At 32.3% G+C, this 17,665-nt stretch carries 14 protein-coding genes and 1 pseudogene; 11 read left to right on the top strand and 4 right to left on the bottom strand.

All coding sequences use genetic code 11. The features are described from left to right. Nucleotides 1-160 precede the first annotated feature (160 nt). A complete protein-coding gene (locus tag KA893_RS05945; protein WP_210125630.1) occupies nucleotides 161-1,135 on the top strand; it encodes an alpha/beta hydrolase fold domain-containing protein in 975 nt (324 codons plus the stop codon). A gap of 249 nt (nucleotides 1,136-1,384) precedes the next feature. Here the strand turns inward: KA893_RS05945 and KA893_RS05940 are convergent, their stop codons facing one another. Next, on the bottom strand, nucleotides 1,385-2,293 hold the full coding sequence (locus KA893_RS05940; RefSeq protein WP_075339892.1) for a DMT family transporter: 909 nt from the start codon (nucleotides 2,291-2,293) through the stop codon (nucleotides 1,385-1,387). Nucleotides 2,294-2,501: 208 nt separating this feature from the next. Here KA893_RS05940 and KA893_RS05935 point away from each other — a divergent pair, with 208 nt between their 5' ends. Then, nucleotides 2,502-3,278, top strand: coding sequence for an AraC family transcriptional regulator (locus KA893_RS05935; protein WP_241686153.1), 777 nt, complete (start codon nucleotides 2,502-2,504; stop codon nucleotides 3,276-3,278). 172 nt (nucleotides 3,279-3,450) lie between these two features. On the opposite strand, the pseudogene KA893_RS05930 reads toward KA893_RS05935, so the two are convergent. Further along, nucleotides 3,451-4,607: pseudogene (locus tag KA893_RS05930) on the bottom strand (ArgE/DapE family deacylase). A gap of 195 nt (nucleotides 4,608-4,802) precedes the next feature. Further along, complete coding sequence (locus KA893_RS05925) at nucleotides 4,803-5,132, bottom strand: hypothetical protein (RefSeq protein WP_041079344.1); 330 nt, start codon at nucleotides 5,130-5,132, stop codon at nucleotides 4,803-4,805. Between the two features lie 436 nt (nucleotides 5,133-5,568). Between KA893_RS05925 and pgsB the strand changes: the two genes are divergently transcribed. The 5 genes from pgsB to KA893_RS05900 are packed head-to-tail and all read left to right on the top strand — an operon-like array spanning nucleotide 5,569 to nucleotide 10,009. Continuing rightward, on the top strand, nucleotides 5,569-6,726 hold the full coding sequence (gene pgsB, locus KA893_RS05920) for a poly-gamma-glutamate synthase PgsB (protein ID WP_037537645.1): 1,158 nt from the start codon (nucleotides 5,569-5,571) through the stop codon (nucleotides 6,724-6,726). A gap of 1 nt (nucleotide 6,727) precedes the next feature. Further along, nucleotides 6,728-7,180: a poly-gamma-glutamate biosynthesis protein PgsC gene (gene pgsC, locus KA893_RS05915; protein ID WP_002482307.1), complete on the top strand. Its 453-nt coding sequence runs from the start codon at nucleotides 6,728-6,730 to the stop codon at nucleotides 7,178-7,180. A 15-nt stretch (nucleotides 7,181-7,195) separates the two neighbouring features. Then, complete coding sequence (locus KA893_RS05910; RefSeq protein WP_002482308.1) at nucleotides 7,196-8,266, top strand: CapA family protein; 1,071 nt, start codon at nucleotides 7,196-7,198, stop codon at nucleotides 8,264-8,266. Next, nucleotides 8,256-8,414 carry a hypothetical protein gene (locus KA893_RS05905; RefSeq protein WP_100217371.1) on the top strand — a complete coding sequence of 53 codons (159 nt, stop codon included), beginning with the start codon at nucleotides 8,256-8,258 and terminating at the stop codon, nucleotides 8,412-8,414. The genes KA893_RS05910 and KA893_RS05905 overlap by 11 nt, the downstream gene beginning before the upstream one ends. Before the next feature lie 2 nt (nucleotides 8,415-8,416). Then, the gene (locus KA893_RS05900) at nucleotides 8,417-10,009 is read left to right on the top strand and encodes a gamma-glutamyltransferase (protein WP_037537647.1); all 1,593 of its coding nucleotides are present in this window, start codon (nucleotides 8,417-8,419) and stop codon (nucleotides 10,007-10,009) included. Nucleotides 10,010-10,267: 258 nt separating this feature from the next. On the opposite strand, the gene KA893_RS05895 is transcribed toward KA893_RS05900, so the two are convergent. Then, nucleotides 10,268-11,605, bottom strand: a complete 1,338-nt coding sequence (locus tag KA893_RS05895) for an aspartate aminotransferase family protein (RefSeq protein WP_069821605.1) — start codon at nucleotides 11,603-11,605, stop codon at nucleotides 10,268-10,270. Between the two features lie 509 nt (nucleotides 11,606-12,114). On the opposite strand from KA893_RS05895, the gene KA893_RS05890 reads away from it, so the two are divergent. From KA893_RS05890 to KA893_RS05875, 4 genes are all read left to right on the top strand, one after another. Then, on the top strand, nucleotides 12,115-12,831 hold the full coding sequence (locus KA893_RS05890; protein ID WP_210125628.1) for a D-ribitol-5-phosphate cytidylyltransferase: 717 nt from the start codon (nucleotides 12,115-12,117) through the stop codon (nucleotides 12,829-12,831). Next, on the top strand, nucleotides 12,824-13,852 hold the full coding sequence (locus tag KA893_RS05885; RefSeq protein WP_002482313.1) for an alcohol dehydrogenase catalytic domain-containing protein: 1,029 nt from the start codon (nucleotides 12,824-12,826) through the stop codon (nucleotides 13,850-13,852). The genes KA893_RS05890 and KA893_RS05885 overlap by 8 nt, the downstream gene beginning before the upstream one ends. Nucleotides 13,853-13,927: 75 nt before the next feature. Further along, the gene (gene tarL / locus KA893_RS05880; protein WP_069821604.1) at nucleotides 13,928-15,616 is read left to right on the top strand and encodes a teichoic acid ribitol-phosphate polymerase TarL; all 1,689 of its coding nucleotides are present in this window, start codon (nucleotides 13,928-13,930) and stop codon (nucleotides 15,614-15,616) included. A 150-nt stretch (nucleotides 15,617-15,766) separates the two neighbouring features. Next, entirely contained in the window at nucleotides 15,767-17,491 is a 1,725-nt protein-coding gene (locus tag KA893_RS05875; protein WP_115338376.1) for a glycosyltransferase family 2 protein, read from the top strand. Nucleotides 17,492-17,665: the final 174 nt, after the last annotated feature.

Here is a 17,665-nt window from a genome sequence, read left to right as displayed (position 1 = left end):
ACGCTTAACAAATCTGAGCATGATGCATTAGAATTTTCTATAAACAGGAAATTGTGTATATACTTTATAATCTACTATAAAGATAGTACCTTTTATTTAAAATGATTGCTCAATTTGTTATAAAATATATGTATAAGAAAGTGCGAGGAGGATAATTAACGTGATTAGAAAAATAGCCACTATTGTTGGTATAGGTGTTGCCACATCATACGTATATGCAAAAGTTAAAGAAAAACGTAGCTACAAAAGTTTTTTAGAAGAAATCATTATTAGAGCAACAAAAATGAAAAGTTCATTTTTAAATGTGGAAAATGCGCAACAAGCATTAGAGAAGGTTAAAGATGAAACGAAAGCATTATATGAAGGTACGGATTATTATTTCAATCACAATGTCCAAACGACTACAGTTCAAGAGTCTACAGTATATATTGTGAATGACAACAAAGATAGACAACAACCAGTTGTCTTGTATATTCATGGTGGTGCTTGGTTCCAAAATCCATTAAAATATCACTTTGATTTTATAGATTCACTGGCTGGCGAACTAGGTGCTAAAGTAATCATGCCTATATATCCTAAAGTACCACATGCAACCTATAAAGAGACGTTCACATTGTTGGAAACATTATATACACAATTACTGAAACAAGTCGAAAATACTCATCAACTCACAATAATGGGTGACTCTGCAGGAGGCCAAATAGCCTTATCATTTGCACAATATATTAAAACGTTAAACTTAGCACAACCAAGTAACATCGTTTTAATATCTCCAGTGCTTGACGCAACATTTTCAAATCCGGAAGCAAAAATTTATGAAAAAATAGACCCAATGCTTGCAATCGACGGAAGTAAATATTTTATAAAATTATGGGCGAATGGCCTTGATTTGACAGACTGGCGCGTATCTCCTATATTTGGTGATATTGAAGGGCTGGGCCATATAACAATTTCAATAGGGACGAAAGAAACGTTATATCCAGACGCAGTGAAATTATCAAATATGTTGAATGCTCGAAATATTCAACATGATTTTATGCCAGGATATAATTTATTTAATATACATCCTATTTTCCCAATACCAGAAAAAGAACAATTTATCGCTAAGATCAACAAAATTATTAAACAACATTAAATATACATGATAGAGGTAGTGTCACTGACTTTATAATCTGTTGTCACCGAGGGAGCAATGTATGAGTATGAGTATGAGTAAGAGATTGACAGCTCAAGTTATGCTCTAGGTTCTAAGCAAGCATGCACCTTCAAAATCGTATGATTGCCTCAACTAAAGAGGACTCGTCCGTATATGATGGATGAGTCCTCTTTAGTATAAGATTGAGTAGTTGTGTTTTAATGTTTTACATTGATGTACAATACATATTTATCGTTCTTTATCCTTTTTTAAAGAAAGTGCTAATATCAGAATAATAATGAGCACGATACCTAATAGTTGAAATGGTAGGAAAACAACTTTTAACCAAAGTGCGCTCGCAACAATTGCCATTACAGGTTCTATTGTCCCAAAAAGTGTAGTTTCTTTGGCAGATAAATAATTTAAACTTTTAATAAAGAAGAAAAATGCCATTGCGGTACCTAAAATAATGCCAAAGGCTAAATACAAAATCACACTTATATCTATTTGGGATATAGTGAATTGCCAAATAGGTGCTTTGAAATTCATTAAGATACCAGAAATGAGCATTGCCCAACCAACGATGAGTATTGCTGGAAATTTGGATAATAGATTACTGGCATAAATAGTATAGAAGGCTAACGATAAACCAGAGATGATACCCCAAATCATACTCGAGCTTGAAACCATTAAACTGCCAAGGGAACCATTGGTTAATAATAAGAATGTTCCTGTGAGTGTTAATAATATTGCAATAACATCAAATAATTTAAAGGTTTCTTTTTTGCGTATGATAAACCACAAAATAATATAAACAGGTGCAATGTATTGTAATAAGGTAGCAATGGCAGCATTACCATAGATAATTGATGCCATGTAAGCATATTGAACAAGTAGCATACCTAAAGTTGAAAATATAAGTAACTGTATTGTATTGGTTACATTACGAAATACTATAAATATGGACTGCCTAGGGTTAAGTATTTTAAATATTGTTAACAGTAGAAAGCCACTGATTAAGAGTCGTGCAGTAACGTACCAGTTAATGTCGATATTTTGCTGTTTAAATAAATAATCAGAAACTGTGCCACCTAAACCCCAAAAAGATGCGCCTAATATTGCCAATATAATGCCGAGAAAACGAGATTGTTGTTTCATTTTATCACCTACGATGTATTAATATATTAAAATATAACGCACTTAATATTGATATAATACAAATAAATGGTTTAAAAGTATCAATATATTGAGGTGATAGGCTATGTATAAAGGGATAATTATTGAAGATAATGGAGAAGAGCGCATTCAATACCCTGATGAATATTGGTGACATATTGTGTTGAAAACAAGGTTAGATTAAGCGTTTATGGAACAGATACCCATACACTGGCACAGTGCATTGCAATTTGTATTTGTATTACGTGGTAAATTGACTATTCGCATTAGTGACAAAAACATCGTGTTAAATACAGGTGATGGCATATTTATTAATTCGAATGTTGTGCACGAGATACAGGGGCTTGAACATATAAGTGAGTGTTATTGTTGGAATATTGAAATACCAAATATTTCGAGTTATATGGAGTATAAATATTTAAGTTATATATTACAACAAGCTGAAATGGTACCTTATATATATTTATCTCACAAAAATTTGAGTCATCATGCATTACTAGCATGTATTGAAAGCTTTGGTACAATATATCAGAAACAAGAGGCATATTTTCAGCTGGATATCATGACCTATTTTTATAAGATAGTGAAATGGCTCATGCAATATATGAAACAACAACCTACGGAATTAACATACCATTTTGATTATAGAGTAAAGCAAATGATGTCTTATATACATAAACATTTTCAAGATAAAATCACTCTAGGACCTCTGAGTCAAAATATTTATTTAAGCGAAGCTGAAGCGATAAGATTATTTAAAAAATATGTAAAACAAACGCCATTTGAATATCTGTTGAGATACAGACTAGAACAAAGTAAATCTATCCTCGATAAAGATAGTTTATCTACTATTACAGAAATAGCTATGGCTTGTGGATTCTCAACTACGAGTTATTTTATAAAAGTATTTAAAGCACGCTACGGTATGACGCCAAAGCAATACCAAAAATATCATCATACAAATTAACCGCATCAAATATGCAAACAGAAAATATTTACATAAATAATATACGCGCTACAAAATAGACACTGATAAGTGAAAATTTGTAGCGCGTATATTGCTGTTACGACTTTTGCAGAAGTGTCGTTTTTATAAAGTGTATTATAAAAGTTGAGTAATTGGATTACTTGTTAATAAATTATTTCATGTTTTTTAAATAAGTAGGGAAAAATTCTGTATACAAATCTATAAATGTAAGATAAACATCTTTTTCAACATATTCATCAACTTGGTGTGCTTGATGTATTAATCCAGGTCCATACATAATGAATGAAAAGTCTTCATCTTTATCAACTAATAAATCGGATGCATCGGTTACGCCAGGTGATGCTTCAAGAGGTAAATCGGAATTTAAATATTTTTACCCAAATCATGCGCTAATGAAGCTAATTTATTTTCACCTGTCGTATATACAGGAGGTCTAGACATATAAGTGTCAATTTCTATATCTGTTTTATCGGTTTCAACTTGCTTTAAAATTTCATTAAAATAAGTGATGAATTGGTCATTATCATGTTCTGGAATCGTACGTATATTGAATTCAGATTCGGCATGCTCTGGAATTGAATTCACTTGATTACCACCATTGAAAATAGTCGCGTTCATTAGTACATCACCTAATAAATCGTTACGTTTATTGAAACTTTTAAAGCCTTCATCCGCTTTGTAAACAAATTTTACGAGTGGTGAAATGGCATTGAAACCAAGTTGTGGCATTGAACTATGTGATGCTTTACCTCTGGAAATAACACGGATATCCATCGAACCCTTATGTGCATAGATGATGCGGTCTTGTGAAGGTTCAGCGATGACAAGTGCTTCTACATCTGTCATGTAACCTTGTTCTTGGAAAGCTTTAGCCCCTTCGCCAACAATCTCTTCACCTGCAGTGGCGAGTAAACGGATTCTACCATATTCTAATAAACCTTGATCATGAATATCAATAAGGCTCAATACTAAAGCGGCTAAACCTGATTTCATATCTGCAGCACCACGACCGTGTAATTTGCCGTCAACTTCAGTTAATTTGAATGGATCATATGTCCATTTTTTAATATCGCCTTCTGACACAACATCCATATGTCCTGAAATACCTAAGACTGGTCCTGATTCACCAATTTCAGCAACTAGATTGGCACGCGTGTCATTGATTTTAACAATCTTAGCATCAATATTATGTTGCGATAGTAAGTCTTTTAAATACATACAAACTTCCATTTCATTGTCATTAACTGATTTAATCGCAACTAAATCTTCTAGAATTTGAACTTTTTCAGCTTCTGTAAATTTACTCATAATTAAAAACCCCTTTTCAATAAATAAACAATTTATGTGAGTTATTTTAATTATATCGAATATATTAAAGATGGCATCGCATAAATTCAGAAAGGGAAGGTATTTGCATTTGAATGTTCAACTTGAATATTGGATATCATGACGTATTAAATCAAAAAGGGCTTTCAATCATTGTTATATATAGAAATAAAAAAATCATACATGGTTTTTAGAAATTGAATTATCTAAAGACCATGTATGATGAGCGTCTTGTATAGAAGACAGTTTATTTGAAGTTGTATCGATACTAGATTGTGAATTTTTTGGAACACTATCTGAAGGAGATGCATTTGATTCTGATGATTTTAAAGTATTGTTAATATAGTCTACATTTTCAATATTTTTTGTGTTATCCGTATCTAGCACAGAACCTCTCATATCATTTCCTTGAAAACTACCAACTAGAATCATAATTAGATAGCTACAACAAATAATTACAACTACTGCAAGATAAATTGAAACTACTAATTTAACTGACTTACTCATAAACTGCCTCCTAATCATTTATTCGTATATGTCTTAATACATACAAGATAACATTTGATTTTTAATATCATGTAAAGTTGAAGTAAATATTATATTTTTGTTTTCTGAAAAATGTTTGAGATGAGTAAAAATATTTTTAAAAAATAATCAAAAAAATATCTGCTTTTAAAAAAATTAAAACATTGTTGTGATAGGATTTGTTGATTGAAAAAAATTCTTTTTTACATGTATTGTAAATGCGAATTTACATTTGATTAACACTTAGTTCAAAGTGTTTATATTAAATCAATAACTCCGTGTTAGGATGGCTTTATTGAATGGTGAAGAATATACATAGTCTCAAACATCGTATGTATAGTGTGGTTGACTCATGTGCTTTGCCTTTAAGCATTTATACATAAAATTTAATAGTCTGAAGTGAAAAGAGGGACAAAATTTGCTACTAATCATTATTTGTGTAGGTTTGATTCTATGGTTAGGAATTGTTGAGAAAAGACAGCATTCTGATAGATTAGAAAAAATTCCTATACGCATCAATATAAATGGTATTAGAGGTAAATCAACAATTACAAGATTGATTTATAGTATTTTACGCGAAGATCAATATCGTGTAATAGGCAAGACAACAGGTACAGACGCTCGTATGATGTATTGGTTTACACCGAGAGAGTATCCAGTTTATAGAAAGCCTCAAGGCGCTAATATTGGTGAACAACGCGACATTATAAAGAAGGTTGTTAAACAAAAGGCGAACGCGCTTGTAAATGAGTGTATGGCAGTGAATCCTGATTATCAGATAACCTTTCAAAAAGAATTGGTTAAAGCTAATATTGGCGTTATCGTTAATGTCATGGAAGATCACATGGATGTCTTAGGACCTACTTTAGACGAGGTAGCTGAAGCATTTACAGCGACAATTCCTTACAAAGGTCATCTTATTGTAATGAAGGATGATTACACCGACTTTTTTGCTAAAGTAGCCAAAAGACGTAAGACTAAATTAATTGTCGTTAATAAAGAAGAAGTGCCTGAATCATTCTTAAGGAAATTTGGGTATATCGTGTTTCCAGATAATGTTGCAATTGCAATGGGTGTGGCTGAAGCACTTGGCATCAACAGAGACGTTGCGTTACAAGGCATGTTAAATGCACCACCAGATGTCGGCGCAGTAGAAGTGAAATACTATAATGCGAATAATTCAACAAATGTTTATGTAAATGCATTTGCTGCCAATGAACCGCAGTCTACAAAATCAATTTTAAATAAGGTTGAAACGTATAATTACCCTTACAATAAAATTGTTCTTATATTAAATTGTCGTTCAGACAGAATTGATAGAACGAGACAGTTCTGTGAAGACTTTATTACGGATGTTGAATTCGATACATTGATATGTACAGGAAAGAGTACACAGATGGTAACGGACGTAATGAAAGGATTGCCCGAGAAGAAATATTTAAACTTTGAAGGTAAAGACATAAAAGAGGTTGAACGCGCAGTTTATAATGAATCTCAAAATGCCTTGATGTTCTGTGTAGGGAATATTCACGGACCAGGTAAACAAATAGCAGAGTATATAGAAGGGATCAAATAATATGATAGGTTCAGAGTTATATTTTTCATTATTTGTAGGCATCGTATTAAGTTTAATATTTGCCGAAAAATTTGGTATCAGTCCTGCTGGTTTAGTAGTACCAGGATATTTAGCTTTAATATTTGATCAGCCGATCATGTTATTATCCGTACTGATTATTAGTTGTATTACATACTTCATCGTTAACCATGGTATTAGTCGTATCGTTATATTATATGGACGTAGAAAATTTGCGGCGATGATACTAACCGGTATGGTGTTGAAATTTGTTTTTGATTTAATTTATCCGTTAAGTCCATTTCAAATGGTAGAGATGTCAGGCATTGGTGTTGTAATACCGGGCATCATAGCTAATACGATTCAAAAACAAGGTGTCATAATTACTTTGTCAACTTGTATGTTACTCACATGTATTACATATGTCATCTTATTCTTTTACAGCTTTATCAACTAGTAAGGAGCTTGGATTATGAAGAATTCTAAAAAATTTTCAATGGAAGAACGCATACTAAAGTGGACGAAGCGGCATAAAAAAAGGAATTCAATATACACCGGTATTATCTTCGTTGTAGCATTGATACTTTTAGTATTTGCCATGACTTCACAAAAAATAGAACCAGTAAAAGCAATAGGAAAAGCACCAAATGAGATAAGTATGACATATCTAGGAAACATTGAATTAAATAATCATATCAGAAAGAACAATCTTAATGATGCTTTTGCATCCATTAAAGAGATCTTAAAGGGAAGTGATTATTCTACTGCGAGTTTAGAAATGACGAAGTTCTCAGATGACAGGAAAACGAATATATCCAAAAACTTGGAAAATGTATTGTTCTTAAAGGGACTCAATTTAAAAAGTTTGAATGTGATCAATCAAGTTACCGATAATATTACGGCGCGTGATTTTATGAAATCAGTAGAAGCTCAAACTGGATATAATTATCTTACTGGAAATGGTTCAAATCCGATAAATAGTAAAACGGTACAACAAACTATAAAGGGTAAAAAAATTGCCAATGTTTCATTTACAGATGTTGAGTCAAATTACACGGATACATTGAAAAATACAACATCAGTTAGTTTAGAACCCAGTATTTATATGCCATTAATTAAAAAATTAAAAGAGAATAACGATTATGTCGTCGTGAATGTTGATTGGGGGATTACCGATGAACGTTCAGTGACGACTAGACAACGAGAGTATGCACATTCATTATCTAAAGCTGGTGCTGATGTGATTATTGGCCATAATTCGGTTGTTCAAGAAATTGAAAAATATAAAAATACAGATATTTTTTACAGCTTAGGCAATACGACATCCGAAGATTTCTTATCAAAAAATAAACAAGGTCTAGCAGTTCAGCAAACTTGGAATGGTAAACAATCTAAATTTATGATTACACCAATTAAATCGCAAGGTGGTAAAGTGACGAAGTCATCACCAAATGTAGTAGAAGAGAGAAAGTTATTGAACAATATAGAAGGTAAAAACTTGGATCTTAAAAAAGAGAATGGAGGCTACGTTTATGAACATTAAACAACATTGGGTAAGTATTACAATCATTTCAATCGTATTGGTTATTTTTCTTTTAATTGTATTTGCTAGAGCGAATGAAGGCTTAGATCAATATGAAAAAAATGAACTGGAGACTTCTCATCACCAATATTTGTCTAAAGGAGCTTAAGTATGAGTATTTACAATAAGAAATCGCTCATCGTAATATTACTCCTAACAATCATTATTTCGTTTATCTTTTTTATGATTACAAAAAAAGATAATTACGATAAAGATGATTTATATGAGAATAAAATAGCTGATCATAACCAAGATAAGTCAGATAAAAATTACGGTGTCGCTTCAAATAACCCAATTGCTACGCGCGTTGGTGAAAAAATATTAAAAGATGGTGGTAACGCCGTAGATGCATCCATGGGTGTTTCTTATGCTTTAGCTATAACAGAACCGCATTCATCCGGTTTAGGTGGTGGAGGTGCAATGTTATCTTATGATGGTCAAGAGAACGTTGCACCAAAACAATGGCAATATAAAGATATTTCGTCATTTAACTTTAAACAAAAGGATGAAATCGGTACACCTGGTTTTGTTCGAGGCATACATGATGCACATAAAGAAGCAGGGAAAATGGATGAAAAGAAAATCCTGAATTACGTTATTCCTTTAGCTGAAGATGGTTTTGAAGTAGATTCAGAACTCGAGCGAAGTCTAAAATTATACGGTTCAGACATCGATAGAAATTCACCGTTTTTTGATGGAAAACAAACGAAAAGAGAAGGCGATGTTGTTAAACAACCAGCTCTAGCTTCTACTATCAAAGGGATTAGAGACAAAGGACCAGATTATTTCTATGATAAAATTGGTGAAAGTGTTTCTAAACAAGTAGATGATGAAATTAATGAGAAAGATTTTGAAAGTTATAAAACAGAGAAGAAAGAACCTGTAGGTACAGATTATTTGAATAATAAAGTTTACTCTGCGTCTAACCCACTTGGTGGTACATTAATGCTTCAAGGATTGGAAATAGATGAAGCTACTGATAACCAAGCAGCACCAGATAATCGTCTAGATTACATAACAGGTATCTTAAAATCTAGAGCATTGATGTATAGAAATAGAGATATTATCAATGGACAAGATGAAGATTATGATGAATATTTATCACAAGATTATTTACTCGGTAGACTAAACGAGGTTAACTTTAATAGTAACTTTAATACGAATAATGTTGATAATACGAGCACAACGCATTTTGTTGTCATAGATAAAGATGGAAAATTAACAAGTACTACCAATACACTCGCGAGTTTCTTTGGATCTGGTAAATTCATGAAAGAGGGATTCTATATGAATAACTCTTTAAGTAACTTCTCATCGAATCCAGCCAGTCCTAACTATGGTGGTAAACACAAAGAACCGAGATCATTTACTGCACCAAGTATTGTTGTAGGCCCTGATTATTATATGGGTATAGGAACACCGGGTGGTAATAAAATACCAACAACACTGAATGAAGTACTGGTAGATTATTTAAGAGGCGATGGCACGTTACAAGAGTCTATAGATAAACCACGCTTTTACAACGATGGTGGAAAAATATTCTATGAAAATGCAACTAGTAAACAAGATGTAGATATATTCAAAAGTTTAGGATTCGAAATTGAAGAAAAACGCAATGATCCAAACTTTGGTAGTGTCCAAGCTGCACTTTACAATAAAAATGATAAAACAGTAGAAATAGGACAAGATGTTGGTAATAGATAATCCATATATCTTCATACAAAGGGGTATGAAACGTAATATATAATTCAAAACAAGGAAACGGGACAGAAATCAAATTTTCTAATTGCGATTTCGTAGTCCCATCCCTATTCAACGCAATCATCTACTTCACAAATGAACAAGAGTCTGAGACATCTATTTATGTCCCAGACTCTTGTTTTTTTAATTATACTGTAGTTTTAAAATCTAACTTTTGTTGTTTATTTAAATTCAAGAAGGTTGTCATAGTTTACTCATTTATTACCAACCCTGACCTGCAGTGTCGTAGTTATCTAGTTTACCCAATTCAAAATCTGATATCGCTGCTTCCAAAACGTTAAGCGCAGTGTCCAGTTGCTCATAGGTAATGACAAGTGGTGGTTGAAAGCGTAGTACATTGCCTGCTACTGCAATAATGACAACACCATTATCAAAGCAACGGTTACAAATTTTTAGTGCTGCTTCTGATGCGCGTGTTTTATTAATTTTATCAGAAACGATATCAATACCAATGGATAATCCTTTTCCTCTAACGTTACCCACAGTATTGAATTGTTCTGTCCAAGCATCAATACGTTTGCGCACATAATTACCTTTATCTGTACTTGCTTGTAATAAATTCTGGTCTTCAATCATGGCGATGGTTGCTAATGCTGCTTCACAACTCACTGGATTAGCCCCCGTGGTAAAGAGATGTGCAGGTGCTTCTAAATAATCCATGATTTCTGAACGCCCTACGATTGCAGACATTGGTAAACCGCCTGCCAATGATTTACCGAATGTAATCAAATCAGGTTCAATATTGTAATGTGAGACAGAACTCCAGCTACCTGTGCGTCCTAATCCTTGTTGAATATCGTCAACAGCAAGTAAGATACCGTGTTCTTTACATAAGTCTTGTAAGGCTTCGAAATAGCCATCTACTGGTTCGAGCAAACCACCATCTCCTTGTATTGTTTCAATCATGATGCAGGCCACTTCTTCTGCAGGTACATATTTTTCAAACATTTCTTTAAGTGGTGCTAGATATTCGGAAACGGTATTGGGCTGGTTGCTGCCAAACATGCCACGATAATTGTCTGGAAAAGGAATATGATAAAAACCAGGCAACATTGGACCATAATGTTTACGCATATTTAAGCTAATAGCAGACATTGAAAGTGAACCATAGGTTGAACCATGGTATGCATTTACAAAGCTGATGATATAAGGTCTGCCGGTGTAAGCACGTGCTAATTTGATAATACCATCATTGGCATCTGATCCAGATAGTCCAAATAAGACACGTTTTTCATATTGGCCGGGTGAAATTTCACATAATTTTTTTGCTAATTTAACTAAGGGTTCATGATACATGTAAGCAGGGGTATAGTGAATGAACTGGTCTACTTGTGCCTTAATTGCTTCAGTGACTTGTTCAGGTGCATGTCCAACATTCTGTGAACTTGCACTTGATAATAAATCAATATATGTATTGCCCTCAACATCAACAAGTGTCGCACCATATCCATGAGAAATTGCTAAAGGATAATATTTGATGCGTCCTGGTTTTGCGAAGTATTGACTGTCCTCATTTATAAGTTGCTCTGATTTGTTCATAATTTGTGCCTCCCAATGATTGAAAATAAGATAGTGCGCATGATTGATGCAGATTTGGATTGAAAATAGTGATTGGCACTCTATTAATTGCTAGTGTATTTCTAAATAGAAATGATTACTATACGCCACAGTGCATGCATTATGACATCTCCCAAATAATCGTTGATACGTATGAATATACTAAGAAAATTTAGAATTGTAAATATATTCTGAAAAATTAAAATTGAATAACGCTCATTATGTGTAATTTGACACAAATATTCTGTGGATGAAATTAATCCTGAAAATATTGTATCTAATAAATAGCATTGATTTGAGAAATGGTTGGACACTGTGAAAAATGTAATAAGTAGAAAAAGTGAGGGATAATTGGTAATATTGTTCTTATAAAATAATATTTTTATCTATAACAAAATTCAGGAAATATATATAGCGTTAATTAAACATGAAAATAAATAGTAACGAAGTTGAACAACAGTATGAGTTAGAACTTTAATGGAGGAATGTATATGATTTATGCAAGTATATTAGCGGGTGGCATTGGTTCAAGAATGGGCAATGTACCACTACCAAAACAATTTTTAGATTTAGATGGAAAACCTATCTTAGTACATACGGTTGAGAAGTTTTTATTAACAAGTGAATTCGATAAGATATTTATCGCGACACCTCAAAAATGGATTTCTCACACAAAGGATACATTACGTAAGCATCACATTACAGATGACAGAATTGAAGTTGTTCAAGGTGGTTCTGATCGTAATGAAACAATTATGAATATTATTAGTGCAGCAGAAAAAGAAAATGGTATTTCTGATGATGATGTTATTATAACGCATGATGCGGTACGACCATTTTTAACACGCAGAATAATTAAAGAAAATATTGAAAGTGTTCTGAAATATGGCGCAGTAGACACTGTTATTACAGCAACTGATACGATTATCACATCGGCAGATGGTGATTCAATTCAATCGATACCGGTGAGAAGTGAGATGTATCAAGGACAAACGCCGCAATCTTTCAATGTAAATCTATTGAGAAATAGCTACAATGATTTATCTGATGAAGATAAACAAATCATGACAGATGCATGTAAGATTTTAGTTGTAGCAGGTAAACAAGTGAAATTGGTAATGGGAGAATTATATAACATTAAAATAACGACACCTTATGATCTTAAAGTGGCAAACTCAATCATAAAAGGTGGGATGTTGAGTGATTAATCAAGTTTATCAACTCGTTGCGCCAAGACAATTTGAAGTAACCTATAATAATGAAGATATTAAAAGTAACAAAGTGATTGTCAGACCGTTGTATTTGTCTATCTGTGCTGCTGATCAAAGATATTATACAGGTAGTAGAAATGAAAAAGTTTTGAAAAAGAAATTACCTATGTCATTAATTCATGAAGGTGTTGGCGAAGTCGTCTATGACAGTAAAGGTGAATATGAAATTGGTACAAGGGTCATTATGGTTCCTAATACACCAGTTGAAAAAGATGATGTTATAGCAGAAAACTATTTACCTAGTAGTAAATTTAGATCTAGTGGCTTCGATGGATTTATGCAAGATTACGTTTTTATGGATCACGATCGCGTCGTTGAAATAGACGACAGTATTGAAGATTTAAGTACGATTGCTTATTCAGAGTTAGTGAGTGTAAGTTGGCACGCATTACAAAGATTTGAACGTAAATCAATTTCCAATAAAAATAGTTTTGGTGTATGGGGAGATGGGAATTTAGGTTATATTACAGCTATTTTGTTAAGTAAATTGTATCCTCAAGCTAAAATTTATGTGTTTGGTAAAACAGATTATAAATTAAGTCATTTTTCGTTTGTGGAGCACATCTATCATATTGACGAAGTACCTGCAGATGTCACGTTTGATCATGCTTTTGAGTGCGTGGGTGGCAAAGGTAGCCAATCCGCAGTTAACCAGATTATTGACTTAGTATCACCTGAAGGAACGATTAGTTTACTTGGTGTCAGTGAATATCCAATTGAAGTCAATACACGTTTAGTACTTGAAAAAGGTTTGACGATGTTTGGTAGTAGTAGAAGTGGCGCACAAGACTTTAGAGAAATTGCTGAATTTTATAAAAATAATCCAGATGTTGTAGAAAAATTAGCGCTCCTTAAAGGTAATGAGTTTGATGTCAAAACAATCAACGATGCGGTCAATGCATTTGAAACAGATTTATCCACTTCATGGGGTAAAACGGTTATCAAATGGACAATGTAAATTTGTAAGGCATTTTCGCTTTTTTAATTAGTAATAAAAACCTATCAACTTGAATGAAGAGAGGATTTTTTAAAATTGAGTAAATCTAAAATAATAATTGATAATATATATTGGGAAAGAATTCAATTATTTATTGAAGGTCATGTTGAAGATATAAAGCTTAATAAGAAAAACTTTGTATTGAGAAATTTGACTGAAACCAAAGAACTAAAAGCAAACGATGTGAAAGTAGAAGGCAACCAATTTAAGGCACGTTTTAATGTTGCCATATTAGATGACGGTAATTATCTACCATCAGGTGAGTACTTAATTGTTTATAAAGGCGATTTTGATTATATTGCCAATATAAATGAAACATTGTTAGATCCCAATAATTATGAATTAGAAGAAACAGCACTCGAACAGTATAGCGATGAAATGACTCAAAATGGCAAAAATAATTTATTATTAGACCACTTTACATTTACCTTTAAAAAGGGAGGTAAATCATCTAAAACAGAATATACTGTAAAGCCTATGATTTCGAGTGAAGTGAACGAATTTGTATTGAATATTATATTTAAAGCACCTATGCCTAAAATGAATCCAGTTAAGAAAAGGATTACAGACCTTAAACTAAAATATAATAAATATTCATTTAATGTCCGTAACTTCATCTTTCAGTCTATTTTCAAGATTACTAAATTTTTCCATCTGAAAAAGGGGAATACAGTACTTTTCACTTCTGATTCTAGAGCGGAAATGTCAGGTAATTTTGAGTATGTTTACAATGAAATGTTACGTCAAAATTTAGATGAAAAATATAAAATACATGCATTGTTTAAATCTAATATATCTGTACGACGTAATTTTATTGATAAATTTAAATTTCCGTATTTATTAGGTAAAGCAGACTACATATTTGTAGATGATTTCCATCCATTACTTTATACTGTGAAATTTAGAAAGAGTCAGGAAATTATTCAAGTATGGCATGCAGTAGGCGCATTTAAAACAGTAGGCTATAGCCGTACTGGTAAAAAAGGCGGACCATTTTTTAACTCAGTAAACCATAGGAATTACACCAAAGCATTTGTATCATCAGAAACGGATATTCCATTTTATGGTGAGGCGTTTGGTATAAAAGAACAAAATATTATTCCAACTGGCGTACCAAGAACGGATATATTATTTGATCAAGACTATGAAAAAGCCATTGTTGCAGATATGGAAGAAGCACTTCCAATTGTTAAAGGAAAGCAAGTGATATTATTTGCACCGACATTTAGAGGGAGTGGCCATCATACTGCGCATTATCCGTTTTTCAAAATTGATTTTGCAAGATTTGCACGTTATTGCCGTGAGAATAATGCAATTGTGCTATTCAAGATGCATCCGTTTGTTAAAAATAAATTGAATATTCCTAGAGAATATCAAGAATACTTTGTAGATGTATCTGATTTTAGAGAAGTGAATGATATTTTGTTTATTACGGATATCTTAATTAGTGATTATTCATCACTTGTATATGAATTTGCTGTATTTAAACGACCAATGTTATTTTATGCATTTGATTTAGAAGATTACATCACATCACGTGATTTTTATGAACCATATGAAACATTTGTACCTGGTAAAATCGTTGAATCGTTTAACGATTTAATTGTAGCATTGGATCAAAAAGATTTTGACGTTGAAAAAGTTGAGCCATTTTTAGATAAACATTTTAAATATCAAGATGGACGTTCAAGTGAACGTTTAGTAAGAAATGTTTTTGGCAGCTAAATTAAGTGAATAGAAATACCAATTAAAACATAATGAGTTAACTACAAAAATATATATTCAGCGTTAGATATAGAACGGGATCCTGTAATTGAGATTGCCGAACGGCTGATATTGATTTGTACTTAACTCATTTTTACAAGGTGGAGTATAATGAAATTTTCAATTATAGTACCAAGTTACAATTCAGAAAAATATATAGCAGAACTTTTAAACAGTTTACAAAATCAAAGTTATGATAAAAAAGATTTTGAAGTTATTTTGGTAGATGATTGTTCATCAGATAATACTTTAAATGTGGTAGAAGCTTATAAAAATAAATTAAATTTGATAATAAAACAACTTGATACAAATTCAGGCGGACCAGGTAAACCTAGAAATACGGCTTTACAATTAGCGCAAGGTGAATATGTATTTTTCGTAGATTCAGATGATTACATTAATAAAGATACATTAAAAGATGTGTCGAAATTTGTTGATCAAAATCATGCAGATGTGGTCTTGGTGAAAATGGAAGGCGTGAATGGTCGTGGTGTACCGAAATCCATGTTTAAAGAAACGAGTGATGCAGTCACATTAGCCAATTCTAGAATTATTTATACACTTAGCCCAACTAAGTTCTATAGAACCTCATTATTACGTGATCACGCAATCGAATTTCCAGAGGACTTAAGAAGTGCAGAAGATCAATTATTTACAATGAAGGCATATGTCAATGCGAAACGAATCGCTGTACTTGCAGATAAGCCTTACTATTATGCAACTAAACGTGAGGGAGAACATATGAGTTCTGCGTATGTCTCACCCGAAGATTTTTATAAAGTGATGTCATTAATTACTGAAGAAATATTAAACAGCCCATTAGAAAATAAAAATGAAGTGCTAGGATATTTTATAGATAGACATTTCTCATTCTCTAGAACAAATAACTTTTCTCTTAAAATTGCAGATGATAAAAAAGAAGCGTGGATGGATGCGTTAGGAGATTTTATTCAAAAAGTACCAACAGCTGTAGATGAATTAGTGAATGATTCATTCAAACCGTTATTACATTACGCTCGTCTAAAAGACATGAAGCATTACCAAATGGTAGAAGAAAGTTATAAAAATGGGAAGTTTCATAGCTACAGTGCTCAAGAAGGAACGTTAAAAATACAATTTGATGAAGGTGAACCGTATTTTGTCTTCAAAAAATTAGTGAAGCCTGATGTTAGAATGTCACATTTCGAATTTAACGATCAAGGTTTTGAACTGGAGTTAGAATTTATTAGTTCTATTATTAATCCCAACCATGTTGCTTCAATGATTCAACTCAAATTATTATCACGTAATAAAAAAGAATTTATTTATATACCTTTAACTATGAATGATCAGACTAGATTTAAGTTTAAGGCAGATTTAAATGATTTGATGCCTTATCTCATAAAAGAAAAAGTCTGGGATGCACATCTAGAGATGCGTGTGGATAATATGACCATTGAGAAACGTATTGGCAATAAACGTGTTAAGTACCCGTATAGTAAGGAAACGAGCACAATTACCCAATACAACAATCAGTATTATCGATTTACACCATATTTTACGAAAGACTTCGATAATTTATCATTTTATATAACGAGCAACAAATTAAATGAAATGTTAGCTGTTGAAATTAAGGACAAACAGACAATACAACTACGCAGCTTAGAATTTAACTATATTCTATCTGAAGGGATGACAGCTGTCATCTTACCTCATATGTTTACGTATGGTTATTTAACGTCTGTGACTACAAAAGACACACTTACTTATCATCTGTCTGTTGGAGAAAAAGTGAAAGATAAAGATCTGAAAAAGAACTTCAAAATTGAAACGCCCCATTTAGTTTTAAAATACTAGTTGGTATATAATAGTAAGTGAGTTAAAGAAATATTAGCTGACTTACTATTTTTTTAATCGAATGTTATTGATAATGATTTTCAATTATAGTATGTTTGAAATGAATGATTTTTATATCTTAATTTAATAATAATTAATTTATATATAGATTGTCTTTTAGATTCATGTGAAGAG

Origin of the sequence: Staphylococcus sp. GDY8P126P (genome assembly GCF_017891965.1) — a bacterium.
Classification (GTDB): domain Bacteria; phylum Bacillota; class Bacilli; order Staphylococcales; family Staphylococcaceae; genus Staphylococcus; species Staphylococcus saprophyticus.
This window is presented reverse-complemented; position numbering and strand designations above follow the sequence as displayed.

Coding starts and splice junctions, on each gene's coding strand:
- KA893_RS05940 (WP_075339892.1), bottom strand. CDS start 2,293: ATGAAACAACAATCTCGTTTTCTCGGCATTATATTGGCAATATTAGGC.
- KA893_RS05935 (WP_241686153.1), top strand. CDS start 2,502: ATGGAACAGATACCCATACACTGGCACAGTGCATTGCAATTTGTATTT.
- KA893_RS05925 (WP_041079344.1), bottom strand. CDS start 5,132: ATGAGTAAGTCAGTTAAATTAGTAGTTTCAATTTATCTTGCAGTAGTT.
- pgsC (WP_002482307.1), top strand. CDS start 6,728: ATGATAGGTTCAGAGTTATATTTTTCATTATTTGTAGGCATCGTATTA.
- KA893_RS05910 (WP_002482308.1), top strand. CDS start 7,196: ATGAAGAATTCTAAAAAATTTTCAATGGAAGAACGCATACTAAAGTGG.
- KA893_RS05905 (WP_100217371.1), top strand. CDS start 8,256: ATGAACATTAAACAACATTGGGTAAGTATTACAATCATTTCAATCGTA.
- KA893_RS05900 (WP_037537647.1), top strand. CDS start 8,417: ATGAGTATTTACAATAAGAAATCGCTCATCGTAATATTACTCCTAACA.
- KA893_RS05895 (WP_069821605.1), bottom strand. CDS start 11,605: ATGAACAAATCAGAGCAACTTATAAATGAGGACAGTCAATACTTCGCA.
- KA893_RS05890 (WP_210125628.1), top strand. CDS start 12,115: ATGATTTATGCAAGTATATTAGCGGGTGGCATTGGTTCAAGAATGGGC.
- KA893_RS05875 (WP_115338376.1), top strand. CDS start 15,767: ATGAAATTTTCAATTATAGTACCAAGTTACAATTCAGAAAAATATATA.